Raw genomic sequence first — 24,543 nt, 5'->3', positions numbered from 1 at the left:
AGGCATCAAAATTCATGGCTAACTAAAGCTACTTTGCTTCGTCCTTATTACATGACGATTGGAAAGACCCGTTATGCTGTAGGAGAACAACACCCGAAGCGGAAGAATATCGGTATTTTTGATTGGTTGTGCGTCGTCCAAGTTGCATTATATCTGAGTGAAGAGGCAATACAATGGGAGGTGAAGGAAGGGCACACTGGTTTTACTTCCTGATCGTAATCATTAGCGATGGCTCCATGCCGGTAGGAAACGATATTTTATTGGATACACATTGACTATCCAGGAACCTATAAAATGTCATGTGAAGGTGATTCGATGCTCTCAAATAATGAGTGGAACACGAAGAAGCTACAACGACGAGTTTAAACGACAAACCGTAAAGTATATCCAAGAGCAGACTAAGACGGTGGCGGAATTAGCTCAGAAGCTGGATATCCCTGCGAAAACCATACATCAATGGTTGGGGAAGTACCGGCAGTTCCAGAACGAGCCAGTGTCCAGCCCAGAACAAATGAGTGAGCTCAAAAGGCAACTGGAGGAAAAGGATCAAGCCCTCGCTAAAATGGCGGAAGAGATGGGAATCTTAAAAAAAGCAGTTCACATCTTCAGCAACCCAAAGAACTGAGATTCCAGTTCATCGAGGATCATCGCTCCCTTTTCTGTGTGTAGAAGATGTGCGGCGTTCTTTAAGTGTCACGGAGCGGCTATTACAAGTGGAGAACGGCCAAGCCGGGCCCGCAGGCAACTCGGAAAACGTTGCTATGCCAGCGGATTACTTATCATTTTTACGATTCCCATACCGCTACGGCAGCCCAAAATCACGATTCTCCTACAGCGTGAAGGACATAAGGTCAGCGAACGCACGGTTGGAAAATACATGAGAGAACTGGGCCTGTGCTCCTGTGTCGCCAAGAAGTTTCGTGTGAAAACGACCGACTCCAATCACGATTTGCCCATTGCACCGAACTGCTAAACCAGCAATTTAAGACAGAAAAACCAAATCAGACTTGGGTTACAGACATCACCTATATTCCCTGCCGGGAGGGACGAATGTACCTGGCCAGCGTTCTTGACCTATGCACCCGGGAAATCGTAGGCTGTCGGCTCGGCGATCGGATGACCACCGACCTCGTATTAGGCGCCCTGGACGACGCTCATAAGGCGAAACGACCGAAGAAAGGCCTTATCCACCATTCAGATTGTGGCTCACAATATGCCTCCAAAGATTACCGTAAACGTTTAAAAAAGTACCACATGAAAGCCAGTATGAGCCGCAAAGGCAATTGGTATGGCCGGTCGGCCATTGGAACTTTGGGACTCATTGTCTGGGGAATATTACGGTCCGCTACAACTACAACGGTGACGGCTTGTTGGTGAAGCAACGGAAGCGTGAACACCACAAGATACTACGTCGTTAGTGACCAAATCATTGCGGAACTCCAGGTAGTGAATTACACTCTGCAGATGATGTCCAGTTACCTGCTAATCCCTTACAAGATTTTTCGACAGCTTCGGGATTATTCTTATTCTTCAACAACGGAATAGTCCTAAATCACATATCTCGTTTACGGTATACAGTCGCAGCGATTATAATTGCAGCAAAGAGCCAAGCGGATAAAAAGATAGCGCCTTGTATAGGCGTGAGCACACTCATGTCATCGGGCTGGGGAAACCACATAACAAGTCCTGCGGTGTCGGGAAGATACTTCGCCAAAACAGTCTGATCTCGCAGGAGCGGGCCAGCGATGAAGTAATAACCGAGTACGGCAGCAACAGAAGGCAGCGAACGGCGCAGAATGATTCCGACTGCTGCACTGATCAGTGCAGTCAGGGTGAGGTAGGTGGACACTCCGATCATGACCGTCACAAGATTACCCAGAGCGACAGGTGCGGCGGTACTACCAATAAGGCTTGCGGTCAGCAGAAGCCCAGCAGATGAAACAATTATCGCGGTGGGAATAAGCACGATTGTTAAAGCGAAAAGCACCGCGACAAGCTGGATACCTCGACGAGGCATTGCTGTCAGGGTCGTGCGGATCTGCCCACCGGTGTATTCAGAACAAGCAGCCAGTATACCGAAAATCATAAACCCGCTCTGGGCGTAGCTAACAGAGGTCAACCCGATATCAAGTATGCTTTGTGTGCCCGTCAAGTCCAGCAGTCCTGCTCTGGTGAAGGTGATAGACAAAATGATATTGACAATGAATGTACCAACAAGGGTAAGCCATGTGAACGGCAATGACCATAGTTTCGATAGTTCAGCAGATAATACTCGGGTGAATTCCCGGCTACGTGGCCGGATACTCGGCGCACTCATACGTCCCTCCGGCAAAACGCAATGACCGCAGCAGTGAGAAATGCTGCTACCCAAGCAGTCATAATCATACCAGCCCAAAGAGGGTCGATCCCAACACCTGTATCTTTGATTTTAACAAACATGCGAATTCCGGCCATATCCGGCAGATAGTTCGCTAAAGGTGTGATTTTTGTCAGTAGGTAGGTCACGGTAACAACGGAGGTATTCATAATCAAAATCGCGAGCGGGATGACACCGTTTCGTGTTAGGACGGTGACTCCAAATGCCAATAGTGCGGTGAGTATCCAATAGCATACAACGCCGATCAGTCGCGGAATAGCAAGAATTCCCAGTGCAGGTGCATGCTCGCCAAGAATTATTTGAATCACAGTCATGGTGGCAGCGGTAGTAACTATGGCGAGAAGGGCGCTAGCACTTGCAACGACGGTCGCTTTCGACAACAGAAAACGAAGGCGACTTGGTACTGCAGTTAAGCTGGTAGTGATTTGGCGTCCTCCGGCGGATTCTTCACTCTCAGTGAAATACTCGCTGCTGATCGCGACCACGCCAAGAATAATCGCACCTATGACGCCAAACGCCAACTCCTGATAGCCAATGTCAGCCTCGACCGCAGTCTCAATTCCTCGCGAAATTGAGGAGAGCGCTGAAAAGGAATTAATCGCGGCAACTACGGGTGAGACAAGTATGCCGACTACCAAAGCGACCCAGATGGTAGGCAGGGAGATGAGTTTGGAAAGTTCTGCGGAAAATGTCTTCATCACATGTCCCTTCCATTTCCGGTAGTGAGATTGAAAAACGAATCTTCCAATGTTCTGTGAGAGCCAACGACCTCGGTAAGGGTGCCGTCGGCGACAATCTGCCCTTTATTGATAATGATAACGTCATCTACTGTCTCGGCAGTCTCTCCCATAAGATGGCTCGAAAGCAGCACAGTTCGGCCTGACGCCGCACGTTCACGAAGAAATTTCCTGAGCCAACGGATCCCTTCTGGATCAAGGCCATTGGTAGGTTCGTCCAGAATTAGAATCTCCGGATCTCCAAGCAGTGCGGCTGCAAGCGCAAGTCGGCGCCCCATACCGAGAGAATAGGACCCCACCCGTTTTGAAGCGGCGCTTGTAAGGTCTACAATTTCTAATACCTCGTCCACCCTGAAGCGAGAGAGTCCTGCAGATTGAGCCACCCAGTTCAGGTGAGCCCGTCCTGTTCGCGACCGATGAGCGCCTGAACCTTCGAATACAGCCCCAACAGTTGCGAGAGGATCGGGAAGCTTAGCATAAGGCACTCCGTTGATTAACGCAGTTCCTGATGTAGCTCGATCAAGTCCAAGCAGGATGCGAAGGGTAGAGCTTTTTCCCGCACCGTTTGGTCCCAAAAACCCGGTCACTCGACCAGATTTGGCTTGAAAACTGATGCTATTCAGGATGTTGAGAGAACCACGGCTTTTTGTTAATTGATTGATAGTGAGCAAGCATAACACCCTTTCTTGTTTTGTTATGCTTCTCATCATATCTGGTTCAGTCTAAAATCTGGGATGGCTTTGTCTAAGTTTGGTCTAATTTTTCTATCCACACGCTTGTTCCGTCCGTATCTGATACAAAGCGTGCCTGCAGCTTCATTTCGCTTAGCATATACATTGAAATTCCCAGTCCGATACCGGCACCGCGGTTTGCGGAGGATTGATCCATCCCGGGGCCATGGTCTTTAATCATTAACCTATCCAGTGTGGCATCCACGGCAATAGCGATATATCGTCCATCTCCAGCATGACGAAGGACATTTTGAAATAAATTGTCCAACACACGGGTCATCCATTGCGGGTCTATCTCCCACGAAAAGGTTGCTTCTTTAGGCATGTCTACGTGAATATGGAAACCGGCATCCTCGAATGCTGGATACCAGGACGCAATAGATGACCTTACAAATCGGACCATATTCGTGCGGGCAGGGTGGTACGGATATTTACCTGATGTAAGCAGTGTGTACGCTAAAAGATCGTCCATTAATTTACCAACATGTGTGATAGTATGGTCAATTGCTTCCAGTGAATCTAAACCTTCCCGGCCAAGGGCTTCTTTGCGCAGTTTTGAGGCGTGTCCACGCAGGGCAGTTAAGGGTGTCCGCAGGTCATGTGATAAATCCGCAATCAATTGTTGTCTGAGTACCCCTTCTTCCTTTTCGCGCAAACGGCTCTCTTCAAGCTGCCTAACCATTTGATTGAATGAAGCCTCCAACTGAGCTATTTCATCCATCCCTGCGGTTCGGGTAGGAACTGGATGTGGGAGATTAACACCTTCTGTGGAGAGAGACATGGCCTTTTGTAGGCGGATGAGCCGTTGACGAAGACGCTGGAAGAATACCCCTGAAATGAAAATAAATAAGACAATGATGAGTACGATAAGGATTACTATATCTCGATAATGATTTAATGTATCAATATTCTTTGGATCAGGGGATGGGTATACCCCGAAAACCATGACAAGGATCATGAGCGGAAGCAGAACGAGGATTAAAAAATGAACCAGCATGTATTGCCTGAAGAATATTCTCTGTTTCATTGTTTTACCCTGTAGCCGATACCCCGTACTGTCTGGACAATCTCGGGCGCATTAGGATCCTGTTCCAGTTTTACGCGGAGGTGGCGAATATGAACCGAAAGTGTTTTATCTCCATCGATATATGTTTGGCCCCAAACGGCTTCAAAAATCTGTTCTTTTGTAAGAAGCTGGTTTGGATTGCGCAGGAAATACATTAGAATTTGATACTCTTTTCCTGTCAGTATAATTTCTTCTCCGGTGCGCTCATCTGTCACTGTATGTCGAGACAGGTCTACAATGACATGTTGTCCGAGCTTTATTTGATCTGAGATTTCCAATCCATTGCGGCGAAGCAGAACCTCTACTCGCGCTGCTAGTTCATCGAGGTGAAATGGTTTGGTGACATAATCATCAGCAAACTGAAGCCCCAGCAGTTTGTCATCGACTGCCGCCCGAGCAGACAGCAATAAAATGGGCACTGGAGGGTATTATTTTTTTCAAACGCTGGCCAATTGTGAAGCCGTCGAGCCCCGGTAGCATGATGTCAAGGATTACCACATCACACCCATGAATTTTTCGTTCTACGTCTTCGCCAGACTGCAACCAGCGAACCTCATAGCCTCGCTGTTCCAACTCATCCTTAACCCATCGGGCAATGTCCTGATTATCTTCAATATATAAAATTTTCTTCGTTTTCATAAACGCACTCCTCGTACAATTCGGTTTATATCGCCCATCACCAAGCTCTTCCACATTTTTTGAGATAGCCGATAAGCGACCAGCTCCAAGGATAACGTAATACAATTATATACGATTATCCGGTTGAGCAAACAGAGAGTACAAAAAGTCAACTCTTAAGTCCACACGTATTGAAATGAGGAGGACTGAACTGGTAATTGAACCGCGTTAAAGACGGAGAGTTAAACACTTTTTATGAATTTATCTTTAACTGAGGCTGGTGCCAAATAATTGGAGTTTATTTGATTCTTTACGAGTGTTTCCGAATATAGCTTTTAACTGAAGCTGCATAACTTATTAGAAGCAATACAATTGATAAAATCATACCCGTCGATAATACGATTGTTGGATTAAGACTCATTACGCTGGCGAAAACCACTTGCCAATCTACGTTCATTTTCGTTAATACATATCCACCAACTAAAGACAGCATGATAGACGCAAATAACAATAATCCACCTTTGGTGCCAAAAGTAATACAAGAATAATGATATAGAGCCAGCAAAGCCAGAGATATAATGATACTTAACAGTACGAATTGAATTCCAAGTATTAGCGGGAAAGTTTGATAAAGTAAAGCATAGACTAACATGATTAAGAAAAGAAAAATCATGTTTACGGCACAGAAAGCCAAACCCAAAAAATACTTTGATAAAACAATTTCTTTTTTTGTGACTGGAAAAGTCAATTGTATTTTATCGAAGTTATACTTTTCATCAAGTTCAACTGTGGCTTGTAATATAAGCGAAACTGACATGAGAATAAGTATAAGGGAGCTGACCACAAATCCGAATCCATTCTTGAAAAAAATCAAGCTTAACAGTATCAGGAAATAGTGGAAAAGCAAATTGTTTCTGTTTTTTTTGATGTGAATCATTTCGTAGATATCTTTTAGAATAATCCCCTTCATTGTACTTTGTCTCCTTTCACCATAAATAACATCACATCTTCTAAAGAAGCATTTTCAACCACCAAATCCTGGAATCTTTCCCGTATGGAGTGCTTGTTATTCACTAGAATATTGTATACATAGGATTCTTTTCTATAAGATACAATATCCCCTTCGTGCAATGCATCCATCATATTCTTTCCACATTTTACAATTCCGTAATTTTCCCTAATATCCTCATAGCTTTTAACAAATAATAGCTTTCCTTGATGAATAAAACCGATATAATCCGCTATCTTATCCAGATCACTGGTAATATGACTTGACATCAGAATGGTATGCTCTTCCGCTTCGCTGTACTTTCGCAATATATCCAGAATTTCATCTCTGAATATCGGATCCAGTCCGCTTGTTGCTTCATCGAGGATGATGAACTTTGTATGGTGACTGAACGCAATGGCAAACTCTAATTTCATGTTCATTCCTCGTGAGAAAGCTTTGAGTTTTTTATGCTCGGGTAAATTGAATTGTTGAAGATATTCACTAAACTTGAGCATGTCCCAGCGTTTATACATTTTTCTCATGATCTTTCCTATAATCGTCGGTGTAAACTCCAAATCATAGTGTGTCTGATCAAAAATAACTGCGATTTCTTCTTTGATGCTCTTTTCATTCGATTGAAAATCTCTTCCGAAATATTTTAATTCATCATAATCTGAATTCGTGATTCCTAAGATCGATTTTATAAAGGTGGATTTGCCGGCACCATTTTCGCCAATCAGGCCAAATACACTTCCTTGGGGAATTTCCAGCGTCAGTTCACCCAGTTTAAAATCCTTATACGTTTTTGAGATGTTCTTTACCTCAATGGCATTCATTATTCTTTATCCTCCTTATACATTACCCTTATAACTTTAATAATTTCGTCTAAGGAAATACCATTTTCTCTAGCAAGAACACTTGCTTCTTCAAGCATTTCTTCAATTCTCCGCCGATTCTCCTCAACAATAAAATCTTTGTTCTGACTGGAGACAAAGGTTCCTTTTGCAGGAATCGTCTCAATGAAGCCATCACGTTGCAAATTTTCGTAGGCCTTTTGGGTCGTTATAACGCTCACATGCAGATCCTTTGCCAGTTTACGCATGGAAGGAAGAATATCCTCCGGTTTCAATTCTCCTTTCATAATCATTTCTTTAATTTGAGATGTAATTTGTTCATAAATTGGCCTACTACTCGCACTGCTTAAGATAATCTCCATGCTTATCCTCCAACCATTTGAAAATAAACTGTACTTAACTTATAAGTACAGAATATACAGATAGCATAATTCTGTCAATCCGTGTTTATGAAATTTTAATAATAAGTTGAGGAAGTAGATATTTTGTTACGAAGTGTACAACTTAAAGTTAGCGTGTAACCGGTGAACGCCCCAATAAAATAGTGTATTGGATTGAATAATAAAGTAATGGCACATAAAGTTGTAGACTCAGAAAATAAATAAAGTAGTAGACTCACGCTGATTCATTAAACTCCCTCGAAATGATTAGTATCCTCACTCTAGCTCATGAATTCGCAGGATTTCACCCTGTAGTAAGTGGTACACGTCCTTAAGCGGACGAATGGATTAACTGTATCAGATCGAAGAGTTCTTATCGACGACCTCTTGAAGGCTTTATTTGGAATGATGGAGAGCAGTGAGCTAACCCAGCTAATTTTAACTGAGGAAAATTCGGATTTGGATGAGATATTTGCCCCAGTATTCGATTCTCAGGACCCCCAGATCATTTATCGGTGCCTCTGTCTTGTTTTTAGTACTATCCCTCATTCCAAAAACATTGGCCGAACGATTTGACCTATCCTTGATAAGTGAGGAAAGGCTTAATAGTTTGCTGTCGCTGCTGCTGGCTCGAGTGGAGCATTTTTATAACGAGGACATTGTCTTGCAGCTCTTTGTAACACTTCTACAACACAATAAATATTGCTGAAGGGCGAAAAGAACTAATCGGGACACTACTTGAAGCAATCGCTCAACGAGCTGTGAGAGAACAGGACAACGATATAAAGCGCTGGTTCAAGGAACAGATTGCTTCCTTTTTGCCGGCAGAAAAAACAGTATCTACTCCGCTACTTCCTAGCGGAACAGTTTTAATCAGGAAGAACTAAGTGGACGTAAAATTCTTTTTATACGTTACTTCAGAAATCTGGAATAGGTATAGCAATGGGAAACGCAGATGATCTGGTGAAAGAAGTAGCAGATATTGTAACGGATGATATAAGTAATGATGGGATTTTTAATGTATTTAGAAAGCTTAGATTAATCTGAAAACCGGTTATATAATCATCATGTTATGAAGACGTGAGAGATGTATTATAGACTTTATAAACTTAATTGAGAGTTTGTTGTAGTGTTTGCAAAAAAGAATTAATCCAGATATAGGAACATAAATATAATGCTATAGTAGCCATTATCAATATGGACAATGCGATAGTTCCAAATAACCGCTTTGCTATGAATATAATAATTCTCATATGGGTAACCTCCATTTTTTTAATTGAAATGATAAATGGAATTATATGACTCATCATATCGATGAATTGTTCAGAAGTTATTAGTAATTTGTTTAAAAAATATTAACCTGAATATCTCAGCTCTTGTGATAACCTCTTATAACCACCCAATAGAGCTTTCTTTCCAACCTACTGAGGCTTTTGCTGTCCTATGACGGTGAAAGCCTCTTTTTGTTCTAAAAATGAATTTACGAAGGATGTATCGCTTGTAGTGTACGATTATTTCAAGTCATCAAGGATGTTAATAAATATTAAATGAGTGTTTCACAAATATCCAACAATCTACGGATACAATCTTTTCAGGTTAGTCAGTGTCTGTAAGGAGGACTTTTAGAATGATAATTATTTTCTTGGGTACAGTTTTCGCAGCTATGATCTTTTTCAGCATAATAACAAACTCAAAAAAAGTGATGCATAACACTTTTTTACATCATAGGAGGGGGAGTAACTAAATGATGTTTTTCGTTATTGCAGTTGTTGTTGTGATTGCAATGGGGGTTCTATTCACCTTCAAAAAAGAGTAATGATGCCAAATTGACTGGCGACAATTCTGTTAGTGAAGATAAATGGAAAGGATCTGATGTAGATAAGTGAGGATTAGATGCATGAGTTAGGAGAGGTTGATTAAAGGTGCTCACAAACGGCATGCACCGTTAGGTGATAAGCTAAACACTCCAGGAGTGATAACGTGTTAAGTAATCTAATTATTATATTATTGGGTGTTCTCGTTCTAATGGAATATTATAAAAAACTTTAAAACTACAAAAGGATTTGAGGGAATGAATAATATAAGGGGAAAATTAGATGGGAAAATTATATTAGTAATTGGAGAGAGTATTGTTGATGTATTAATAAACCGTTTCTTGGAGGAGGGTGCGAGTGTAATTGCAGTAAATAATAGTCGTAAAGAAACGGCAGATCCTTTATACATTAAAAACAAACTGAATTTATTATCGATAGATATTACCAATCCAAATGATATAGACTCTTTAATGGTTAAGTGGACGGAACATTTGGTGGGTTGGATATAGTATGCAATCTCATTAAAGCAAATCAAAAATATTATGGGTCAGAAGATAATTATGAGGATTTATTTGGTTTCGATTTAGAAGAGCCCTTTCAGATTTGCCACCGAGTAATTCCAACAATGATCAGGGGGGGTGGCGGCGTAATAATTAATATTGGTTTCTATACAAACCATCTTAGTGATATAAATTTGAACTTTAATCCTGGGAAAGCTGGTCTAGTCGGATTATCTAAAAATTTTGCCTATCGTTACATCCGACATGGAATACGTTGTAATGTGATACATTGTACTGAAAACCAGTCGGTTCAGTCTGAGAGAATTGCTGATGCATGTCTTGAATTATGTTGTAACAAAGACATTAATGCTACTGAAGTTATGATTCTAAAAAGTTCATAGGTTATATGCCATCTTTTTTGTTTTACATTTCCATCGTTAAAAAAGTTGGCTGTAAGGTATAATATGATTAACTAAACTAATCATGTTATGAGGAGGCAGGCCTTCTTTATGGATTTAACGGTACGGCAAATGGAAATTATCAAACAACTGCTTGCTTCCGATAAATCCGTCACAGGTAAGCAGCTGGCCGACAAACTAGCAGTCACTGCTAGAACAGTGAAAAATGATATGGATGCTATTAACCATATTTTAAAAACAAACGGAGCCATTGTTAATTCGGCTCACAGTGTGGGTTACATATTAAAGATTGAAAACGAATCCAATTTTCGAGCATGGTTGTCAAGAAATCACCATATCCATACGGAGCATTTAAAGTACGAGAACTCAGAGGAACGGGTAAGGGAACTGATTCGTTTTCTTCTCACCATGGATCATTATATAAAGTCGGATGAGCTTGCGGAGTACATGTTTGTGAGCAAATCAACTTTACAGAATGACCTTAAAGAATTGAAGAAATTGCTTGAACCTTACAATATTATTATTGATGCCAAACCTTATTATGGATTGAAGGTAATTGGAAGCGAAATGAATTTGCGATTTGCCATATCCGAATATTTATTTGCGCATGATTCGAAAAATTCAATATACATGGACAAAAGGATTGTACCCATTCCTGATAGCGAACTTACAACTATTAGGAACATAGTGATAAAGCATACGAGTAGCCATAACATAGAGCTTTCCGATGTGGGAATAAACGATCTTGTTATTCATATAGCTATATCCTACAACAGAGTTTTACTAAACCATCACATTGATTCAATGCCAGGAGATATTGAAATCAATGAACAGAGTGCAGAATATCAAATAGCGCAAGGCATTACCAAAGAATTAAGTGACATTATGAAAGTGACTTTTCCGCAATCAGAAACAGACTATATAATGCTCCATCTTATGGGTACCAAAATGCTATCAGCCGCTAAAGATAACGACTCATTGTTACACTTAAACCAGGAGGTTTACCAATATACATTAGATATTATTAAAACGGTAGATAGCAAATTAATGTTGGGTATTGGCGAAGATGAAGAACTGGTCAAAGGGTTGTATCTACATCTTAAGCCGGCATTGAATCGTATTCGTTATGGAATGAGTCTAAGAAATCCAATGCTCGAATCTATAAAGACACGATTGCCACTTCCGTTTCAGGCAGGAGTTATTGCGAGAACGGTATTGAAAGAAAAAACCGGATTTGAAGTTAGCGATAATGAAATCGGATATTTAGCTCTGCATATCGGTGCAGCAATGGAACGCAGAAAACAAATAGAGCCTATAAGAAGATGCATAGTGGTGTGCGGGTCAGGAATGGGAAGCGCACAGCTGCTTTATTATAGGCTGCGTGCTCAATTTGCAGGGCGCATAGAAGTCACAGAGACAATGGGCTATTACAAGTTAGACAAAGCAGATTTTTCAAATATAGATTTTGTTATAAGTACAGTACCTATCGAGTTAGATATACCTGTGCCGGTAGTAATAGTTAATCCGCTGTTGGGGATTGAGGAATTAAAAAAGATTGAGAATGCAATTTGCGGTGCTCCAAAGTCGGATTTGGAATTTTTACGCAAGGATTTGGTGTTTTTATCAAGGGAGTTTGACTCACGTGAAGATGTAATTCGATTTCTCTGTAATCAGTTAATTGAAAAGGGAATAGCTAAAGGCAATCTATACGATTTTGTGCTACAAAGAGAGAAGTTCACTTCAACGGCTTACGGCAATTTAATAGCGATACCGCATCCTTTAATTCCGCAAACAGAACAAACGGTATGGGCGGTGTGTACTCTCCGGAAACCAGTGCTTTGGGAAGGGAAGCCTGTTCAGTGTGTGATTATGCTTTGTATAGCAGAAGATGGAAGCACTAGCGATCTTTCAGCTATGTACAATGTACTCGTTAAATTCACTGATGATTCTTCTTATGTGCAGCAGATTATTAATTATGGAAGTTATGATGAGTTTTACAAATTCATCCATAGCAATATATGAATTCCGATGAAACCGCCAGAAAGAATGGTGGTTTTTTCATTGATGCAATGATTTCGTTTGCAAATGGAAAAACAATAAGTTTAAAAAAGTTAATCTCATTAATATAATGATAACGAAGACGCAGCAAGAAGATCTGATTTAGATAATTAAAGGAGTAGAGTGAAATGGATGAATTGGAAAAAGTCATGATGCTGATCGCTAATTCTGGTGAAGCGCGCAGCAAATCAATGGAAGCGATTCAATGGGCCAAAAAAAAGGATTTCGATAAGGCTAAGGAGTTGTTGGCTGAAGCCAAATCATCTTCTCAGAAAGCCCACAAGATCCAAACCATGTTCATTCAGGAGGAGGCTGCTGGAAACAAACTTGAGATTAATGTATTGCTGATTCATGCGCAAGACCATTTAATGAATGCGCTAACCATACTGGATTTAGCTGGAGAATTCGTTGATCTTTATGGCGAGCTTTAGTGTAGTTTATTAACTCAAAAAACATAAAGGGGATTACAAAATGAAGGTTACCTTGGTTTGCGCAGCAGGAATGTCGACTAGTATTCTGGTACAGAAAATTAAAGCAGCAGCTGAAAAAGCGGGTGAGCCTCTTACCATCCGGGCTGTTTCTGAGACTGATTTCTCTAAATACGCTAATGATACGGAAGTTTTATTACTTGGTCCGCAAATCGGTTATTCTCTCGGTAAATTGAAGAACGAATATGAACCTCGCGGAATCAAGGTGGCTGTAATTAATACGGTTGATTACGGAATGATGAACGGGGAAAAAGTACTGAAGTTTGCCAAAGATTTGTTAGCTAACAAATAAAGCGAACTATGTTGGGGGGATAAGGCATGAGCAAGTTAGATAAATTTATAGAAACAATTAATCCAGTTATCGGGAAAATTTCAAACAGTATTTTTGTGAAATCATTAATGGGCGGTATGATGGCATCTTTCCCGGTCATCATGATTGGATCAATAGCTTCAATTCTGATGAGTTTACAAATCACAGCTTATCAGGATTTTCTTGTATCAACAAATATCAAGGATGTTCTAAATTTAATCGTATTATGTACAACAAACCTGGTAGCTTTATACACTGTTTTTGGTATGGCTTATTCTTATGCTAAACAAAAAGAACAAGATAGTTTGGCCGCGGGGATAATCGGATTCACATCATTTCTGATCATTACACCATTTACTGCAACTGCTACAGAACGTGGTACAGCGTATGCTTTACCCACACAATGGTTAGGTGGTCAGGGATTGTTTTGCGCTTTGATTGTGGGGTATTTGGCTTCAGTAATGTTTGTGTTTATCAAAAAAAGAGGCTGGACCATTAAATTGCCTGAATCGGTTCCTCCGGTTGTTGCCAACAGTTTTGCCGGAATCATTCCAGGGCTTCTGATCACACTTTTCTTTGCTATTATCGGTGTAATATTCACACATACGTCTTATGGCTCATTGCATCAAGCTATTTATTCGATTCTTCAAGTTCCTCTGCAAGGATTGGGAACAAATATTTGGGCTGTCATCATCGCTACAATCATTGCCCAATCACTATGGATGCTTGGTGTGCATGGCGGAATGGTAGTAATTCCTATTGTAGGTGTAACTTGGCATGCTGCTGACCTTGCCAATTTGGCTGCTTTAAATGCAGGCCAACCGTTACCGAATATTACAGGGGTTGCTTTTTATCAGCTTTGTACTTTTGCCGGTGGGGGCCTTGGTCTTGCGATTTGTATGCTATTTGCAAAAAGCAAAAGGTACAAGACGCTGGGAAGAATGGCAGTGTTACCGAGTGCCTTTCAAATTACAGAACCACTTATTTTCGGTACACCAATTGTAATGAACTTTAAAATGTTAATTCCTCAAGTGTTTACTCCAGTAATTTCATTGTTAATTGGATATGTGCTTACAGTAATGGGGGTTCTCCCGAGAATGTCGGGTGCCTCGGTTCCAAGTGGAACACCAATTGTAGTAAGAGGACTTCTACAAGGGGGTTGGAAGCTCGCTGTGTTTCAAGGTTGCTTAGTCTTGGTATGGATCGCTTGTTACTATCCGTTTTTCAGAAGAATTGATAAAGATGCACTTAAAGAAGAACAACAAGAGGAACTGGTGGCTCAGGAACCAGGTGCTTTACCAATATAATACGAATTGAGGAGGAAGTTGTAATGATTCAAGGTTTTCCGAAAGATTTTCTATGGGGCGGAGCTATTGCTGCAAATCAAACCGAAGGTGCGTATAACGTAGACGGAAAAGGTCCAAGCACTGCGGATACACTTGTATGTGGAGATTTCCGGGAACGGTTATTTAATATTCAAACTGAAATCAAAGATGGCGTATACTACCCAAGCCATGAAGCTATCGATTTCTATCACCGGTATAAAGAGGATGTAAAGCTCTTTGCAGAAATGGGCTTTAAGGCACTTCGTACGAGTATCGCATGGTCGAGAATTTTTCCTAATGGGGATGACGAAACACCTAACGAAAAAGGATTGCAATTTTACGATGATTTGTTTGATGAACTGCTAAGTTATGGTATTCAGCCGGTAATTACCTTGTCTCACTATGAAATGCCTTTAAATTTGTTGCACAGTTATGGAGGCTGGATTAACCGTAAGTTAATTCAATTTTTCGAAAACTATTCCAAGACTGTATTCAATCGCTACAAAGATAAAGTGAAATACTGGATGACCTTCAACGAAATTAATGTGCTGAAAATGCTCCCGTATTTGGGCGTAGGGATGCCAGTCAAGCGCGATGATCCGGAGTTTCTACAAAAGGTTTATCAAGCAGCACACCATCAATTTGTAGCAAGCAGCTTGGCTGTTAAAGCATGTCACGAAATCATTCCTGATGCAAAGATCGGTATGATGCTCGGCGGGGTACCTTCTTACGCTAAAACATGTAACCCTGCTGATGTTCTCAAAAATATGGAGAATAACCGGAGACTGTTGTTCTTTTCCGATGTACAGATGCGAGGAGAGTATCCTTCGTATATGCAAAGATATTTCGCAGAAAACAACGTACACATTCAAATGGAAGATGGCGATTTAGAAACGATCAAAAAATACCCATGTGATTACATGGCATTTAGTTTCTATTTGACCAATGTAATAAGTACAGAAACTAAAGATCGTAAGCTGACAGGAAACTTCTCGGAAGGTGAAGGCAATCCGTTTCTAGAGGCAAGTGAATGGGGATGGCAAATTGACCCGATTGGTTTGAGAATCTATTTGAATCAACTTTATGATCGCTATCAAAAGCCGCTATTTATTGCAGAGAATGGACTAGGGGCATCTGATACGGTTGTAGATGGTGTTATTAATGATGATCACCGTATTCAATATCTGCAAAAGCACATTGAAGCTATGAAAGAAGCCATAAAGGATGGCGTTGAGCTGATTGGTTATACGGCGTGGGGCTGTATTGACTTAGTGAGCTGCTCTTCCGGTGAAATGAAAAAACGGTATGGATTTATTTACGTTGATCGGAACAACGATGGAACAGGCACACTGCAGAGAACTCCGAAAAAGTCGTTTTATTGGTATAAGAAAGTAATTGCTACAAATGGCGAGGATCTGGAGAATAACTAATTTTTCTGCAGATAGTAGAAAAATAGATAGTAAAAGGTGGAGAAATCATATGCAACAAACATTTACTATTATCGATGAAGATGGAATTCATGCGCGCCCAGCGACTGCCTTGGTTAATACTGCTGTGAAGTTTAAAGAGACAGAAGTATTTGCTGAAGTTAAGGATAAAAAGGTAACACTGAAGTCTATTCTCGGCGTATTGTCGCTTGGGCTTGAACCCGGAGACAAAGTAACATTGCATACTGAAGGTGGGAATGCATCGGCAGCACTCAGCGCCCTTCAAGAAGTGATGGTTAAAGAAGGGCTGGGCGAAGTCCATGAATAGACTCACAGGAATCGCGGCTTCCGCCGGCATCGCCGTGGCCCGCGCATTTATCCTGGAGCATCCAGACTACACGATCACAAAAACATCCGTAAGTGATGCAAACGCTGAAATTGCTAAGCTGAAGGTCGCTCTCAAAAAATCGAAGAGTGAGCTCCAGCATATCAAACAAAGAACATTGACTGAGCTCGGTGAAAAAAAGGCAGAGATTTTCGAATCTCATCTGCTTATTTTAGAAGATCCAGAGCTGATTAACCCCGTAAAGGATAAAATTCGCGAAGAGGCCATTAATGCGGATTATGCCTTACAAGAAGTGGCCACACAGTTCATTACGATGTTTGAGAGCATGAAGAGCGCCTATCTGCAGGAACGCGCAGCCGACATGCGCGATGTCACGAAGCGAGTGTTAAATCACTTGTTGGGCATCGACTATGTGAGTCCGGCTGAAATCAATGAGGAAGTCATTGTCATTGCGGAGGATCTGACGCCTTCAGATACGGCTCAATTGAATCGCAAGTACGTGAAGGGCTTTACAACTAACATCGGCGGACGCACCTCACACTCGGCGATTATGGCTCGGTCGCTGGAAATACCGGCAGTTGTCGGCACAAAAACGGTTCTTTCGTCCGTTAAATCGGGAGATTTAGTGATTGTAGATGGCTTAAGTGGCGAAGTCCTGATCAATCCTGGTGAAGCTGAAGTGACTGAATTTTTGAAGAGACAGGAAACGTATAACGAGCAAATCGCGGAGTGGAAAAAACTTCGCGAGGAGCCGACTATTTCGAAGGATGGCAAGCATGTGGAACTGGCCGCTAATATCGGTACACCAAATGATGTAGTCGGTGTACTAGAGAACGGGGGCGAAGGAGTCGGACTGTACCGGACAGAGTTCTTGTATATGGGCCGTGATAAACTACCATCTGAAGAAATACAGTACAATGCGTATCGCACAGTACTGGAAAACATGAATGGAAAGCCAGTCGTTGTGCGCACGCTCGATATCGGCGGCGATAAGGAACTACCTTATTTGAAATTGCCAAAGGAAATGAATCCGTTTCTCGGATTTCGGGCGATTCGGCTCTGTCTGGAACGTCAGGACATCTTCCGTACACAGTTGCGGGCTCTATTGAGAGCTAGTGTTCATGGAGATTTGCGTATCATGTTCCCGATGATCGCTACACTTAGAGAATTCCGTGTTGCACGCGACTTGCTGTTTGAGGAGAGATCAAAACTCCGTGAGGAAGGCTACGAAATTAGTGGTAATATCCAACTCGGCATCATGGTGGAGATTCCGTCAACAGCGATACTAGCCGATCAGTTCGCAAAAGATGTAGATTTCTTCAGCATCGGCACAAACGACCTGATCCAATACACGATGGCAGCAGACCGCATGAATGAGCAGGTATCGTACCTGTACCAACCGTACAACCCGGCAATATTGCGTTTAGTGAAAATCGTCATCGATGCAGCTCATGCCCAAGGCAAATGGGTAGGCATGTGCGGCGAAATGGCCGGAGACGCTACAGCAATTCCACTGTTGCTAGGTCTGGGACTCGACGAATTTAGCATGAGCGCGACTTCAATTTTGCCTGCTCGCAACCAAATTGCAAGACTGTCAGCTGCTGAGATGAAGGAGTTGGCCGACAAGGCACTGCAGCTCAGCACTGCAGAGGACGTTGCAGAGCTAGTTAAGAATTTTTTGATAAGTTACTTCAGTCTTTGTTCCAGTTAATTAGTTTTCCCCGATGACCTTTTTCCAACTACTATTACTGCGGCTTCTACACAGAAGCCGTCTTTTTACGTGTGTGCTCATATTCAATTTCAGTAAATTTAGGTAGGCTTAAACCATACTAAAAATTCGAAATGCCACAATTCAGCCGAGGGACTAAATCAGTGGCATTCTTTATATGAGTATATTGGAATTTAGTTTACTGCAGCAGGATGGTTGCGATTTTCTGATTCTTCTTTAGGCTGTGCAGCTTTTTTGAGAAAAAATGAAAGTATAAGACCTAATATGCCTATAGCTACAATAACAACATATGCATCATTAATTCCTTCAATGGTTGCCATTAGTTGAATGTGTTTTTGTCCATCAACATCCACCGCTGTTCTGGACGCCATCCATTCGTTAAGGTGACTTTTTGAACGACTGGACATGACGGTAACGAGAAGTGAGGTGCCAACTGCCCCAGCTACTTGCCGGACGGTGTTAGAGATAGCTGTACCATGTGCGTATAACTGTTTTGGAAGCTGATTGAGACCAGCGGTTTGAACAGGCATCATAAGCAGTGCTATACCAACCCGGCGACCGGTTGAAAATAGAATTAAGTAGATAAAACTCGTAGATTCTTTTAAGTTAACAAATCCGAAGGTTGTAAGGATAATAATAAACATTCCGATAATACAGAGCCACTTAGCTCCAAATTTATCGAATAAACGTCCAGATACAGGCATGAGTAAACCCATAATTAAGGCACCTGGAAGCAAAAGAAGTCCGGATTCTAAAGCGGTAAACCCCGAGCGTTTTGAAGATATAATGGCAATAACATCATATCGGCATACATAACCATTGTAACGGCTACATTAATCAACGTTGTGAGGGTGAACATATTGAATTTAAAAACACGCAGATCTAGAAAGGCATCTTTAGAATGTAATTGTCGAGTAGTAAACAATGTAAGGGCTACAAAACCTAAGATTAGTGTTATGATGACCTCAATGCTGGACCAGCCAATACTTCCTGCACGACTGAATCCATAAAGGACTAATCCAAAACCAGCACTTGATAAGATAAAACTAAATGAATCCAGCTTAGTTTCCTTAGGCTCTGATACGTTTTTAAGGTAAATAAATGCACAAACAATAACTACAACGGTAAATGGCAACATCCAATAAAACATAGACTGCCAAGAGTAATTCTCAATCATGTACCCCGCAAATGCAGGACCGATAGCTGGAGCAAAGACTACGGCTAATCCAACAATGCCCATTGCGGAGCCTCTTTTCTCGGGAGGGAAAAGGATGAGTACAACGTTAGTTAGAAACGGCATAAGTATTCCAGCACCGGCAGCTTGAATCAAACGCCCGATCAATAATGCCGGAAAATTAACTGCGAGAGCCGAGATTAATGTGCCCACCAGAAAAATCATCATTGACCCCTGAAAGAGCTGGCGAGTGGAAAAGCGATTCATTAGAAATGCTGTAATTGGAATCAATACGCCGTTTACCAGCATATAACCTGTTGTTAACCACTGAGCGGTGGCTGCAGTTATGTTGAAATCGTGGATTAATTCGGGGACAGCGACACTCATTATAGTTTGATTTAAAGTAGCTAAGAAAGCACCTATTATTGCAATGAAAATTATTGGGACTTTCTTAATAACTGTGTCTGGGGCATCATTCACGTTCAGTCATCCTCTCTAAGATCTCATCTAATTAACAACTTGTTGCATAATCAACTGTATATAAATTAGATTATAGTTATGAACCAAATATTTACAAGCGACCGATTTTTGAGTTTTGTAAATTAAACTACAGATGATAATTTTGTTGTTTAAAATCGGCAGAATATAAGACAGATTCTATACATTTGTAGAGGTAATACTTTATTAGAAAGGATGATTTTATTGGAACCTGTAAATCTGCGTACTGATCCCAGAGTTATAAGAACTCGTCATTTGATCAAAGAGGCGTTTGTTGAACTATTAGAAGAAAGAGAGATAAATAAAATAACAGTAAACGTCCTTGCTGAACGGGCAACAATAAATCGCGTTACATTTTATTTACATTATCAAAGTATTCCAGATATGATTGAGAAGTTTGCGGATGAAATGATTGAAGATATACGAGATGTATTGAAGCATCCGCAAGAAGACGAGAATGGAGATTGGCCATTTGTGTTAGGGTTGTTTACTCATATAGGTGCTAATTCTAAATTTTATAAGGTTATTCTTGCATCTAAGCGAACACCTCTGTTTATGGAGAAATTAAAAGAGTTTTTAACAGAAACAATTAGCGCACGATTTGAAAGTAGTCCATTTACTGATAAATCAACAATTCAAAAGGGTTTTGCGATCTGGTATATTTCAGCTGCTCTAATCGGGATTATTATTGCTTGGTTAAGAGCTGATATGCCATATTCTCCTGCTTATTTAGCTAAGCAATTTAACCTAATGCATTCATATGATAAAACGAATTTAGCAGCGCATAGATAGTACTAAAAGGGACCTACTGCAAAAATAAGTGCAGAAGGTCCCTTTTGTTTAAAATTAATATTTCTTTAACGTGATCTAATTAATTTATGAACAAAATATTGATACCATGAATTCACATTAAATTACAAAGGAGAGAAATGAGTATGAATCGTATGGAAGGCAAGGTTGCATTAGTTACAGGAGCTGGGAGCGGGATTGGGAGAGCATGTGCCATATTAATGGCTAAAGAAGGTGCTAAGGTTGTACTGACAGACATTCAGTTAGAGAAGCTGGAGGCCGTTGCTGAAGAAATTCAATCATTTAATGGAGAAGTGTTTTATAAGTGCCATAATGTTGCCTCTGAAAGTGAATGGTTATCTGTTATTGAGGATTCGGTAGACAAATTCGGTACTGTTAATGTACTTGTGAATAGCGCCGGTATAAATAGTAGAGGTGACTCAATGGAAGAGTGGGACCGGGTGACCAGGATTAACTTGCGTGGAAGTTATATGGGAATGAAATATCTCATTCCTGTTATGCAGGGAAACGGCGGCGGTTCAATTATCAACATTTGTTCACTGGCTGGAATCACAGGGGGCGGGTTCAATGGATATGCTGCTGCTAAAGGAGGTATCCGTGCTGTTTCCAGAGCCGCGGCGGTTGATTATGCTAAAGATAATATTCGGGTTAATTCTATATATCCGGGACTAATTATTACGCCTATGACTGAGGCAATTCTCCAGCATGACAAGATGAAACAAGAGTTTGAACAAAAAACACCGTTGGCTAGGTTTGGAACTCCAGAAGATATTGCTAATGGAGTTGTATATTTGGCTTCAGATGAGGCTTCATTTGTTACGGGAGCAGAGCTGGTCATTGATGGGGGGACCGCTGCTCTATAAAAAAATAGTGATAACTCAAATAAGAAGCGCTGGATATCCAGCGCTTCTTATTTGAGGAAATTTTGTTTTAGAATCTCTGCAAGCTTCTTCGGGCTTTCCTCACACCCTTGATCGAGCCAGCGTTTCAAGACTGTGGTTAATCCTGCCTGAAAGTAGACAAAATGGTACATCATCTCTTCATCAGAGGTTATTCCTAAGGATTCATAATGAGGAATCATTACATCATGCCACAAAGCCTCAAACCCCTTTTGAATCGGGTATGTATGCTGATTGTGCACAAAATCGCGGTAGAATTTTTGATTACTATATATAAATTCAAAAAAAACTTCTAAATTGCTAATTGAAAGGAAATTGTGTGGCTCCACCATTCCTGCGAATTGCTCTAAGAGATTTTGACTCATATTGACATCAATTTTTTCCATAAGATCAAAAATATCTAAATAGTGAGCATAGAAAGTAGAGCGATTAATCCCTGCTTTTTCACAGAGTTCTTTAACTGAAATTTGGCGGAGTTCACGGCCTTCAAGTAATTCAATTAATGATTGTTGAATTAATAGTTCAGTATCTTTAAAACGTTTATTATTTTTTCGGTTCATCTTTCCTCCTTGAACATTATTCCAACAGATGTTTGATTATTGACGGTTGATGGAGTAATTGTAAAGCTAGATAATTAATTTAGCAAGTTATGCTGTATAGGCCTAAACCGAAAATAATCAGGGAGATGAGAAGCTGATGTCAACAGTACAGGGTAAATTAAATGGAAAAGTAGTATTAATTACAGGAGCCGGCAGCGGGATGGGGTATGCCACGACTAAGTTATTCGTAGAAGAAGGGGCTAAGGTTGTGGCTGTGGATTATTCCGAAGAAGCAATTAAACAGTGGGATAACACAGAGAATGTAATTGCTCTAGTTGGGGATGTTACAGAATTGGAAGATATAGACCGAATGGTTGGTGAGGCCGAACAACAATTTGGTAGACTCGATTGTGTATGTAATATTGCAGGCATCAATGATCTTAGCTATCCTCTGGATGCTACGGATGACGAACGTTGGGACAGAGTCATGGATATTGATCTAAAAGCACCGTTTCGTATTTGCCGAAAAGCTGTGCCTGTTATGATTAAATCAGGTGGGGGCAGTATTGTTAATATTGGCTCCTACGCTTCCGAAAGAGGGAACCATGGCCCTAGCTATACAGCGGCAAAGGCCGGACTCACTGGATTGACCAAAAGTATAGCAGTCGGGTATGGAAAAGAAGGCATTCGCTGCAATATCATTAATCCTGGGGAACCAACACCAATATCCATAAGAATTCGGGAGGAGCATATCATCCTGCTGGACAAGCATTATCCAAAATTGTGGCAAGCTTCCCTGTGAATAGTTATGGACAACCAGAGGACATTGCAAAGGCTTGTCTGTTCCTCTGTAGTGATGATGCTAAGCAAATAAATGGGGCTGTCCTTGCAGTTGATGGTGGAATGGCTTGCTGTTAAATTATGCCTAAAAAAGAAAGGCTAATTTATAATTAAATACACTAAGGGTTCCAACTTTTGAGTTGGAGCCCTTGTTTATTTTTGTTTTGTTTTATATTCAATTCGAAAGCCTTCAATTTTTTGATAAAGTTGACTTAGCAGAACGGAAGAATATTTTATTAGTCTCCAAAGCTTTCCTGACCATAAGCAGCTAGTTCCAATAATTAGTGTTCCCATGAACATCGTTGCGCTCTGGAATACAGCTGATTGCGGCACAGGCACTGAGTCAAATATACCCATGTTAATTTGCTTAATCATAATAATCACCAGACAAACGGTCATATAAATAAGACGAAATACTTTTCGGGTTGTATACAGCATCGTTCTGCGGGCAGCATAGATGTTTTTTTTCCTTAGTATCATGACTTGAAAAATAAATGTGAGCAGATAACTTAGGGTGGCTGCACCAATTACTTTGGTCAAAGGATCTGTATATCCCAAATCCATATCTTTATTCCAATTATGATGAAAGAGAATGATAAAGCTATTCATACCAATGATGCCAATGTAAGTAATATCCCAGAGGAATAAGTATTTTTCATTTTGCTTAGCTTTAGATAGAAATTCTTTAATGTAATTCATAAGCATCATTTTATCCAAAATATCGAGAATAGATCGTTAAATGAGAAGTCATTAAGTAAGAGAGCAACCATCAAACCTGCACAACCTACGATCATACAAAAAGTTCCTATGAGAAAACTAACCTTAATAGTTCTTCTAAACGATTTTTTTGCATTATACAGTAAATTGCGGACGAAGCTTATTATTGTGACTGCTAGAGTAACAAAGAGGATTGCAATGGCAGTAGCAGTTAATATTCCTCCAAATAAAGCCGAAACAAATGGAATTGACCATGTATTAAGAGTTACTGCAGTTACTGTGCCGCGAATAACCACAAGCACGGATACAATAGCTAAAATGGTGCAAGCAAATGCCATCCCGACAAGAAATAGTGAGATGAACAATTTAATCATGTAGATAATAACCTTGGTTAGACTGCCTTCAAAATAATCAGTCTCATCCTGCTGTTCAAAATTAGGCTCATAAAATGAGTCATGATTAGTATTACTTCTTTGATTGATTCTGATAGCACGCTGTTCATGTAATCTATGAATATTATTTATCCCTCGGATTAAATGTTCACCATCTGCAATCCTAGCAGGGTTGGGTAAACCGGCGATAGCACCGAGTAAGCTATATCCCCAGAACATAGATAATGCAAATGTGCTTAGGACAAAGACCATATTGTCTGAGGGGATTGGAAGAAGTTTCATGGCGTTGAGGAAAATCAATAATAAATTCAACCATAAAGTTCTTATTAAGTAACCTTTGCTTTCCTGGCGATCTCCTGTCAAATATGCAATAGCCAATCCAGGTAACAAAAAGTGGGCAATAATGTTTGTCGTTTTTGCAGGCATGGTGGGTTCCTCCTAATACTTTTTAATTGAAGCAAAACCATAATATCCGGAATTTGTTTTAAGTTTGGTTGGCTTTTG

Annotated in this window: 26 protein-coding genes and 3 pseudogenes; 17 read left to right on the top strand and 12 right to left on the bottom strand. The window is 40.7% G+C overall.

Annotation, left to right across the window (positions count from 1 at the left end; genetic code table 11):
• The first annotated feature begins 328 nt into the window (after window positions 1-328).
• Genes P40081_RS26910 through P40081_RS40185 form a run of 3 tightly spaced genes read left to right on the top strand, consistent with a single transcriptional unit; the run spans window position 329 to window position 1,377 of the window.
• Window positions 329-625 carry a transposase gene (locus tag P40081_RS26910; protein ID WP_042139265.1) on the top strand — a complete coding sequence of 99 codons (297 nt, stop codon included), beginning with the start codon at window positions 329-331 and terminating at the stop codon, window positions 623-625.
• 36 nt (window positions 626-661) lie between these two features.
• Window positions 662-973: an IS3 family transposase gene (locus P40081_RS40190; RefSeq protein ID WP_197074290.1), complete on the top strand. Its 312-nt coding sequence runs from the start codon at window positions 662-664 to the stop codon at window positions 971-973.
• A complete protein-coding gene (locus tag P40081_RS40185; RefSeq protein ID WP_197074289.1) occupies window positions 895-1,377 on the top strand; it encodes a DDE-type integrase/transposase/recombinase in 483 nt (160 codons plus the stop codon). Before P40081_RS40190 ends, P40081_RS40185 begins: the two co-directional genes overlap by 79 nt.
• A gap of 175 nt (window positions 1,378-1,552) precedes the next feature.
• Here the strand turns inward: P40081_RS40185 and P40081_RS26900 are convergent, their stop codons facing one another.
• From P40081_RS26900 to P40081_RS26865, 8 genes and pseudogenes are all read right to left on the bottom strand, one after another.
• The gene (locus P40081_RS26900) at window positions 1,553-2,317 is read right to left on the bottom strand and encodes an ABC transporter permease (RefSeq protein WP_042139264.1); all 765 of its coding nucleotides are present in this window, start codon (window positions 2,315-2,317) and stop codon (window positions 1,553-1,555) included.
• A complete protein-coding gene (locus tag P40081_RS26895; protein WP_042139262.1) occupies window positions 2,314-3,075 on the bottom strand; it encodes an ABC transporter permease in 762 nt (253 codons plus the stop codon). Before P40081_RS26895 ends, P40081_RS26900 begins: the two co-directional genes overlap by 4 nt.
• Window positions 3,075-3,785, bottom strand: coding sequence for an ABC transporter ATP-binding protein (locus P40081_RS26890; protein WP_042139260.1), 711 nt, complete (start codon window positions 3,783-3,785; stop codon window positions 3,075-3,077). Before P40081_RS26890 ends, P40081_RS26895 begins: the two co-directional genes overlap by 1 nt.
• A gap of 73 nt (window positions 3,786-3,858) precedes the next feature.
• Window positions 3,859-4,872: a HAMP domain-containing sensor histidine kinase gene (locus P40081_RS26885; protein WP_042139259.1), complete on the bottom strand. Its 1,014-nt coding sequence runs from the start codon at window positions 4,870-4,872 to the stop codon at window positions 3,859-3,861.
• A pseudogene (locus P40081_RS26880) lies at window positions 4,869-5,550 on the bottom strand (response regulator transcription factor). Before P40081_RS26880 ends, P40081_RS26885 begins: the two are co-directional and overlap by 4 nt.
• 289 nt (window positions 5,551-5,839) lie before the next feature.
• Window positions 5,840-6,499: an ABC-2 transporter permease gene (locus P40081_RS26875; protein ID WP_042139258.1), complete on the bottom strand. Its 660-nt coding sequence runs from the start codon at window positions 6,497-6,499 to the stop codon at window positions 5,840-5,842.
• Window positions 6,496-7,356, bottom strand: a complete 861-nt coding sequence (locus tag P40081_RS26870; protein WP_042139256.1) for an ABC transporter ATP-binding protein — start codon at window positions 7,354-7,356, stop codon at window positions 6,496-6,498. The genes P40081_RS26875 and P40081_RS26870 overlap by 4 nt, the downstream gene beginning before the upstream one ends.
• Window positions 7,356-7,736: a GntR family transcriptional regulator gene (locus P40081_RS26865; RefSeq protein WP_042139254.1), complete on the bottom strand. Its 381-nt coding sequence runs from the start codon at window positions 7,734-7,736 to the stop codon at window positions 7,356-7,358. Before P40081_RS26865 ends, P40081_RS26870 begins: the two co-directional genes overlap by 1 nt.
• 939 nt (window positions 7,737-8,675) lie before the next feature.
• Between P40081_RS26865 and P40081_RS37890 the strand changes: the two are divergent.
• The 10 genes and pseudogenes from P40081_RS37890 to ptsP all read left to right on the top strand — a co-directional run.
• A pseudogene (locus P40081_RS37890) lies at window positions 8,676-8,801 on the top strand (HAD hydrolase family protein); the annotation flags it as partial.
• A 1,024-nt stretch (window positions 8,802-9,825) separates the two neighbouring features.
• Window positions 9,826-10,077 (top strand): hypothetical protein, encoded by a 252-nt coding sequence (locus tag P40081_RS26860; protein ID WP_042139252.1) that lies wholly within the window; start codon window positions 9,826-9,828, stop codon window positions 10,075-10,077.
• Entirely contained in the window at window positions 10,047-10,469 is a 423-nt protein-coding gene (locus tag P40081_RS40180; protein ID WP_081970149.1) for an SDR family oxidoreductase, read from the top strand. Before P40081_RS26860 ends, P40081_RS40180 begins: the two co-directional genes overlap by 31 nt.
• A 108-nt stretch (window positions 10,470-10,577) precedes the next feature.
• Window positions 10,578-12,509, top strand: coding sequence for a BglG family transcription antiterminator (locus tag P40081_RS26855; protein WP_052422032.1), 1,932 nt, complete (start codon window positions 10,578-10,580; stop codon window positions 12,507-12,509).
• 164 nt (window positions 12,510-12,673) lie between these two features.
• Window positions 12,674-12,976 (top strand): PTS sugar transporter subunit IIA, encoded by a 303-nt coding sequence (locus P40081_RS26850; protein ID WP_042139251.1) that lies wholly within the window; start codon window positions 12,674-12,676, stop codon window positions 12,974-12,976.
• Between the two features lie 40 nt (window positions 12,977-13,016).
• Entirely contained in the window at window positions 13,017-13,325 is a 309-nt protein-coding gene (locus P40081_RS26845) for a PTS sugar transporter subunit IIB (protein ID WP_042139250.1), read from the top strand.
• Window positions 13,326-13,351: 26 nt separating this feature from the next.
• Window positions 13,352-14,650, top strand: a complete 1,299-nt coding sequence (locus P40081_RS26840) for a PTS sugar transporter subunit IIC (protein WP_042139249.1) — start codon at window positions 13,352-13,354, stop codon at window positions 14,648-14,650.
• A gap of 23 nt (window positions 14,651-14,673) precedes the next feature.
• On the top strand, window positions 14,674-16,098 hold the full coding sequence (locus tag P40081_RS26835) for a glycoside hydrolase family 1 protein (protein ID WP_042139248.1): 1,425 nt from the start codon (window positions 14,674-14,676) through the stop codon (window positions 16,096-16,098).
• Between the two features lie 49 nt (window positions 16,099-16,147).
• Window positions 16,148-16,423, top strand: a complete 276-nt coding sequence (locus tag P40081_RS26830; RefSeq protein WP_042139247.1) for an HPr family phosphocarrier protein — start codon at window positions 16,148-16,150, stop codon at window positions 16,421-16,423.
• Window positions 16,416-18,152 carry a phosphoenolpyruvate--protein phosphotransferase gene (ptsP, locus tag P40081_RS26825; protein ID WP_042139246.1) on the top strand — a complete coding sequence of 579 codons (1,737 nt, stop codon included), beginning with the start codon at window positions 16,416-16,418 and terminating at the stop codon, window positions 18,150-18,152. Before P40081_RS26830 ends, ptsP begins: the two co-directional genes overlap by 8 nt.
• Window positions 18,153-18,343: 191 nt before the next feature.
• On the opposite strand, the pseudogene P40081_RS26820 reads toward ptsP, so the two are convergent.
• A pseudogene (locus tag P40081_RS26820) lies at window positions 18,344-19,824 on the bottom strand (DHA2 family efflux MFS transporter permease subunit).
• Window positions 19,825-20,037: 213 nt separating this feature from the next.
• On the opposite strand from P40081_RS26820, the gene P40081_RS26815 reads away from it, so the two are divergent.
• Together P40081_RS26815 and P40081_RS26810 are read left to right on the top strand one after the other, a co-directional pair.
• Complete coding sequence (locus P40081_RS26815; RefSeq protein ID WP_042139245.1) at window positions 20,038-20,634, top strand: TetR/AcrR family transcriptional regulator; 597 nt, start codon at window positions 20,038-20,040, stop codon at window positions 20,632-20,634.
• 143 nt (window positions 20,635-20,777) lie between these two features.
• Window positions 20,778-21,515, top strand: a complete 738-nt coding sequence (locus tag P40081_RS26810; RefSeq protein ID WP_042139244.1) for an SDR family NAD(P)-dependent oxidoreductase — start codon at window positions 20,778-20,780, stop codon at window positions 21,513-21,515.
• A 47-nt stretch (window positions 21,516-21,562) separates the two neighbouring features.
• On the opposite strand, the gene P40081_RS26805 is transcribed toward P40081_RS26810, so the two are convergent.
• Window positions 21,563-22,111 (bottom strand): TetR/AcrR family transcriptional regulator, encoded by a 549-nt coding sequence (locus tag P40081_RS26805; protein ID WP_042139214.1) that lies wholly within the window; start codon window positions 22,109-22,111, stop codon window positions 21,563-21,565.
• Between the two features lie 136 nt (window positions 22,112-22,247).
• Here P40081_RS26805 and P40081_RS26800 point away from each other — a divergent pair, with 136 nt between their 5' ends.
• Window positions 22,248-22,892: an SDR family NAD(P)-dependent oxidoreductase gene (locus P40081_RS26800; protein ID WP_052422031.1), complete on the top strand. Its 645-nt coding sequence runs from the start codon at window positions 22,248-22,250 to the stop codon at window positions 22,890-22,892.
• Window positions 22,874-23,008: an SDR family oxidoreductase gene (locus P40081_RS40175; protein ID WP_197074287.1), complete on the top strand. Its 135-nt coding sequence runs from the start codon at window positions 22,874-22,876 to the stop codon at window positions 23,006-23,008. Before P40081_RS26800 ends, P40081_RS40175 begins: the two co-directional genes overlap by 19 nt.
• Window positions 23,009-23,083: 75 nt before the next feature.
• On the opposite strand, the gene P40081_RS26795 is transcribed toward P40081_RS40175, so the two are convergent.
• Window positions 23,084-23,629 carry a hypothetical protein gene (locus P40081_RS26795; RefSeq protein WP_156118704.1) on the bottom strand — a complete coding sequence of 182 codons (546 nt, stop codon included), beginning with the start codon at window positions 23,627-23,629 and terminating at the stop codon, window positions 23,084-23,086.
• A 5-nt stretch (window positions 23,630-23,634) separates the two neighbouring features.
• On the bottom strand, window positions 23,635-24,465 hold the full coding sequence (locus P40081_RS26790; RefSeq protein ID WP_042139241.1) for a hypothetical protein: 831 nt from the start codon (window positions 24,463-24,465) through the stop codon (window positions 23,635-23,637).
• Window positions 24,466-24,543: the final 78 nt, after the last annotated feature.

The organism is Paenibacillus sp. FSL P4-0081 (assembly GCF_000758565.1).
Classification (GTDB): domain Bacteria; phylum Bacillota; class Bacilli; order Paenibacillales; family Paenibacillaceae; genus Paenibacillus_AQ; species Paenibacillus_AQ phytohabitans.
Note: the sequence above shows the minus strand (reverse complement) of the source record. Positions and strands in the feature narration are given on the sequence as shown.

Excerpts from the sequence above, each read along its gene's own strand:
- P40081_RS26910 (WP_042139265.1), top strand. The coding sequence starts at position 329 with ATGAGTGGAACACGAAGAAGCTACAACGACGAGTTTAAACGACAAACC.
- P40081_RS26900 (WP_042139264.1), bottom strand. The coding sequence starts at position 2,317 with ATGAGTGCGCCGAGTATCCGGCCACGTAGCCGGGAATTCACCCGAGTA.
- P40081_RS26895 (WP_042139262.1), bottom strand. The coding sequence starts at position 3,075 with ATGAAGACATTTTCCGCAGAACTTTCCAAACTCATCTCCCTGCCTACC.
- P40081_RS26885 (WP_042139259.1), bottom strand. The coding sequence starts at position 4,872 with ATGAAACAGAGAATATTCTTCAGGCAATACATGCTGGTTCATTTTTTA.
- P40081_RS26875 (WP_042139258.1), bottom strand. The coding sequence starts at position 6,499 with ATGAAGGGGATTATTCTAAAAGATATCTACGAAATGATTCACATCAAA.
- P40081_RS26870 (WP_042139256.1), bottom strand. The coding sequence starts at position 7,356 with ATGAATGCCATTGAGGTAAAGAACATCTCAAAAACGTATAAGGATTTT.
- P40081_RS26865 (WP_042139254.1), bottom strand. The coding sequence starts at position 7,736 with ATGGAGATTATCTTAAGCAGTGCGAGTAGTAGGCCAATTTATGAACAA.
- P40081_RS26860 (WP_042139252.1), top strand. The coding sequence starts at position 9,826 with ATGAATAATATAAGGGGAAAATTAGATGGGAAAATTATATTAGTAATT.
- P40081_RS26855 (WP_052422032.1), top strand. The coding sequence starts at position 10,578 with ATGGATTTAACGGTACGGCAAATGGAAATTATCAAACAACTGCTTGCT.
- P40081_RS26850 (WP_042139251.1), top strand. The coding sequence starts at position 12,674 with ATGGATGAATTGGAAAAAGTCATGATGCTGATCGCTAATTCTGGTGAA.
- P40081_RS26845 (WP_042139250.1), top strand. The coding sequence starts at position 13,017 with ATGAAGGTTACCTTGGTTTGCGCAGCAGGAATGTCGACTAGTATTCTG.
- P40081_RS26840 (WP_042139249.1), top strand. The coding sequence starts at position 13,352 with ATGAGCAAGTTAGATAAATTTATAGAAACAATTAATCCAGTTATCGGG.
- P40081_RS26835 (WP_042139248.1), top strand. The coding sequence starts at position 14,674 with ATGATTCAAGGTTTTCCGAAAGATTTTCTATGGGGCGGAGCTATTGCT.
- P40081_RS26830 (WP_042139247.1), top strand. The coding sequence starts at position 16,148 with ATGCAACAAACATTTACTATTATCGATGAAGATGGAATTCATGCGCGC.
- ptsP (WP_042139246.1), top strand. The coding sequence starts at position 16,416 with ATGAATAGACTCACAGGAATCGCGGCTTCCGCCGGCATCGCCGTGGCC.
- P40081_RS26815 (WP_042139245.1), top strand. The coding sequence starts at position 20,038 with ATGATTTTATTGGAACCTGTAAATCTGCGTACTGATCCCAGAGTTATA.
- P40081_RS26810 (WP_042139244.1), top strand. The coding sequence starts at position 20,778 with ATGAATCGTATGGAAGGCAAGGTTGCATTAGTTACAGGAGCTGGGAGC.
- P40081_RS26805 (WP_042139214.1), bottom strand. The coding sequence starts at position 22,111 with ATGAACCGAAAAAATAATAAACGTTTTAAAGATACTGAACTATTAATT.
- P40081_RS26800 (WP_052422031.1), top strand. The coding sequence starts at position 22,248 with ATGTCAACAGTACAGGGTAAATTAAATGGAAAAGTAGTATTAATTACA.
- P40081_RS26795 (WP_156118704.1), bottom strand. The coding sequence starts at position 23,629 with ATGAATTACATTAAAGAATTTCTATCTAAAGCTAAGCAAAATGAAAAA.
- P40081_RS26790 (WP_042139241.1), bottom strand. The coding sequence starts at position 24,465 with ATGCCTGCAAAAACGACAAACATTATTGCCCACTTTTTGTTACCTGGA.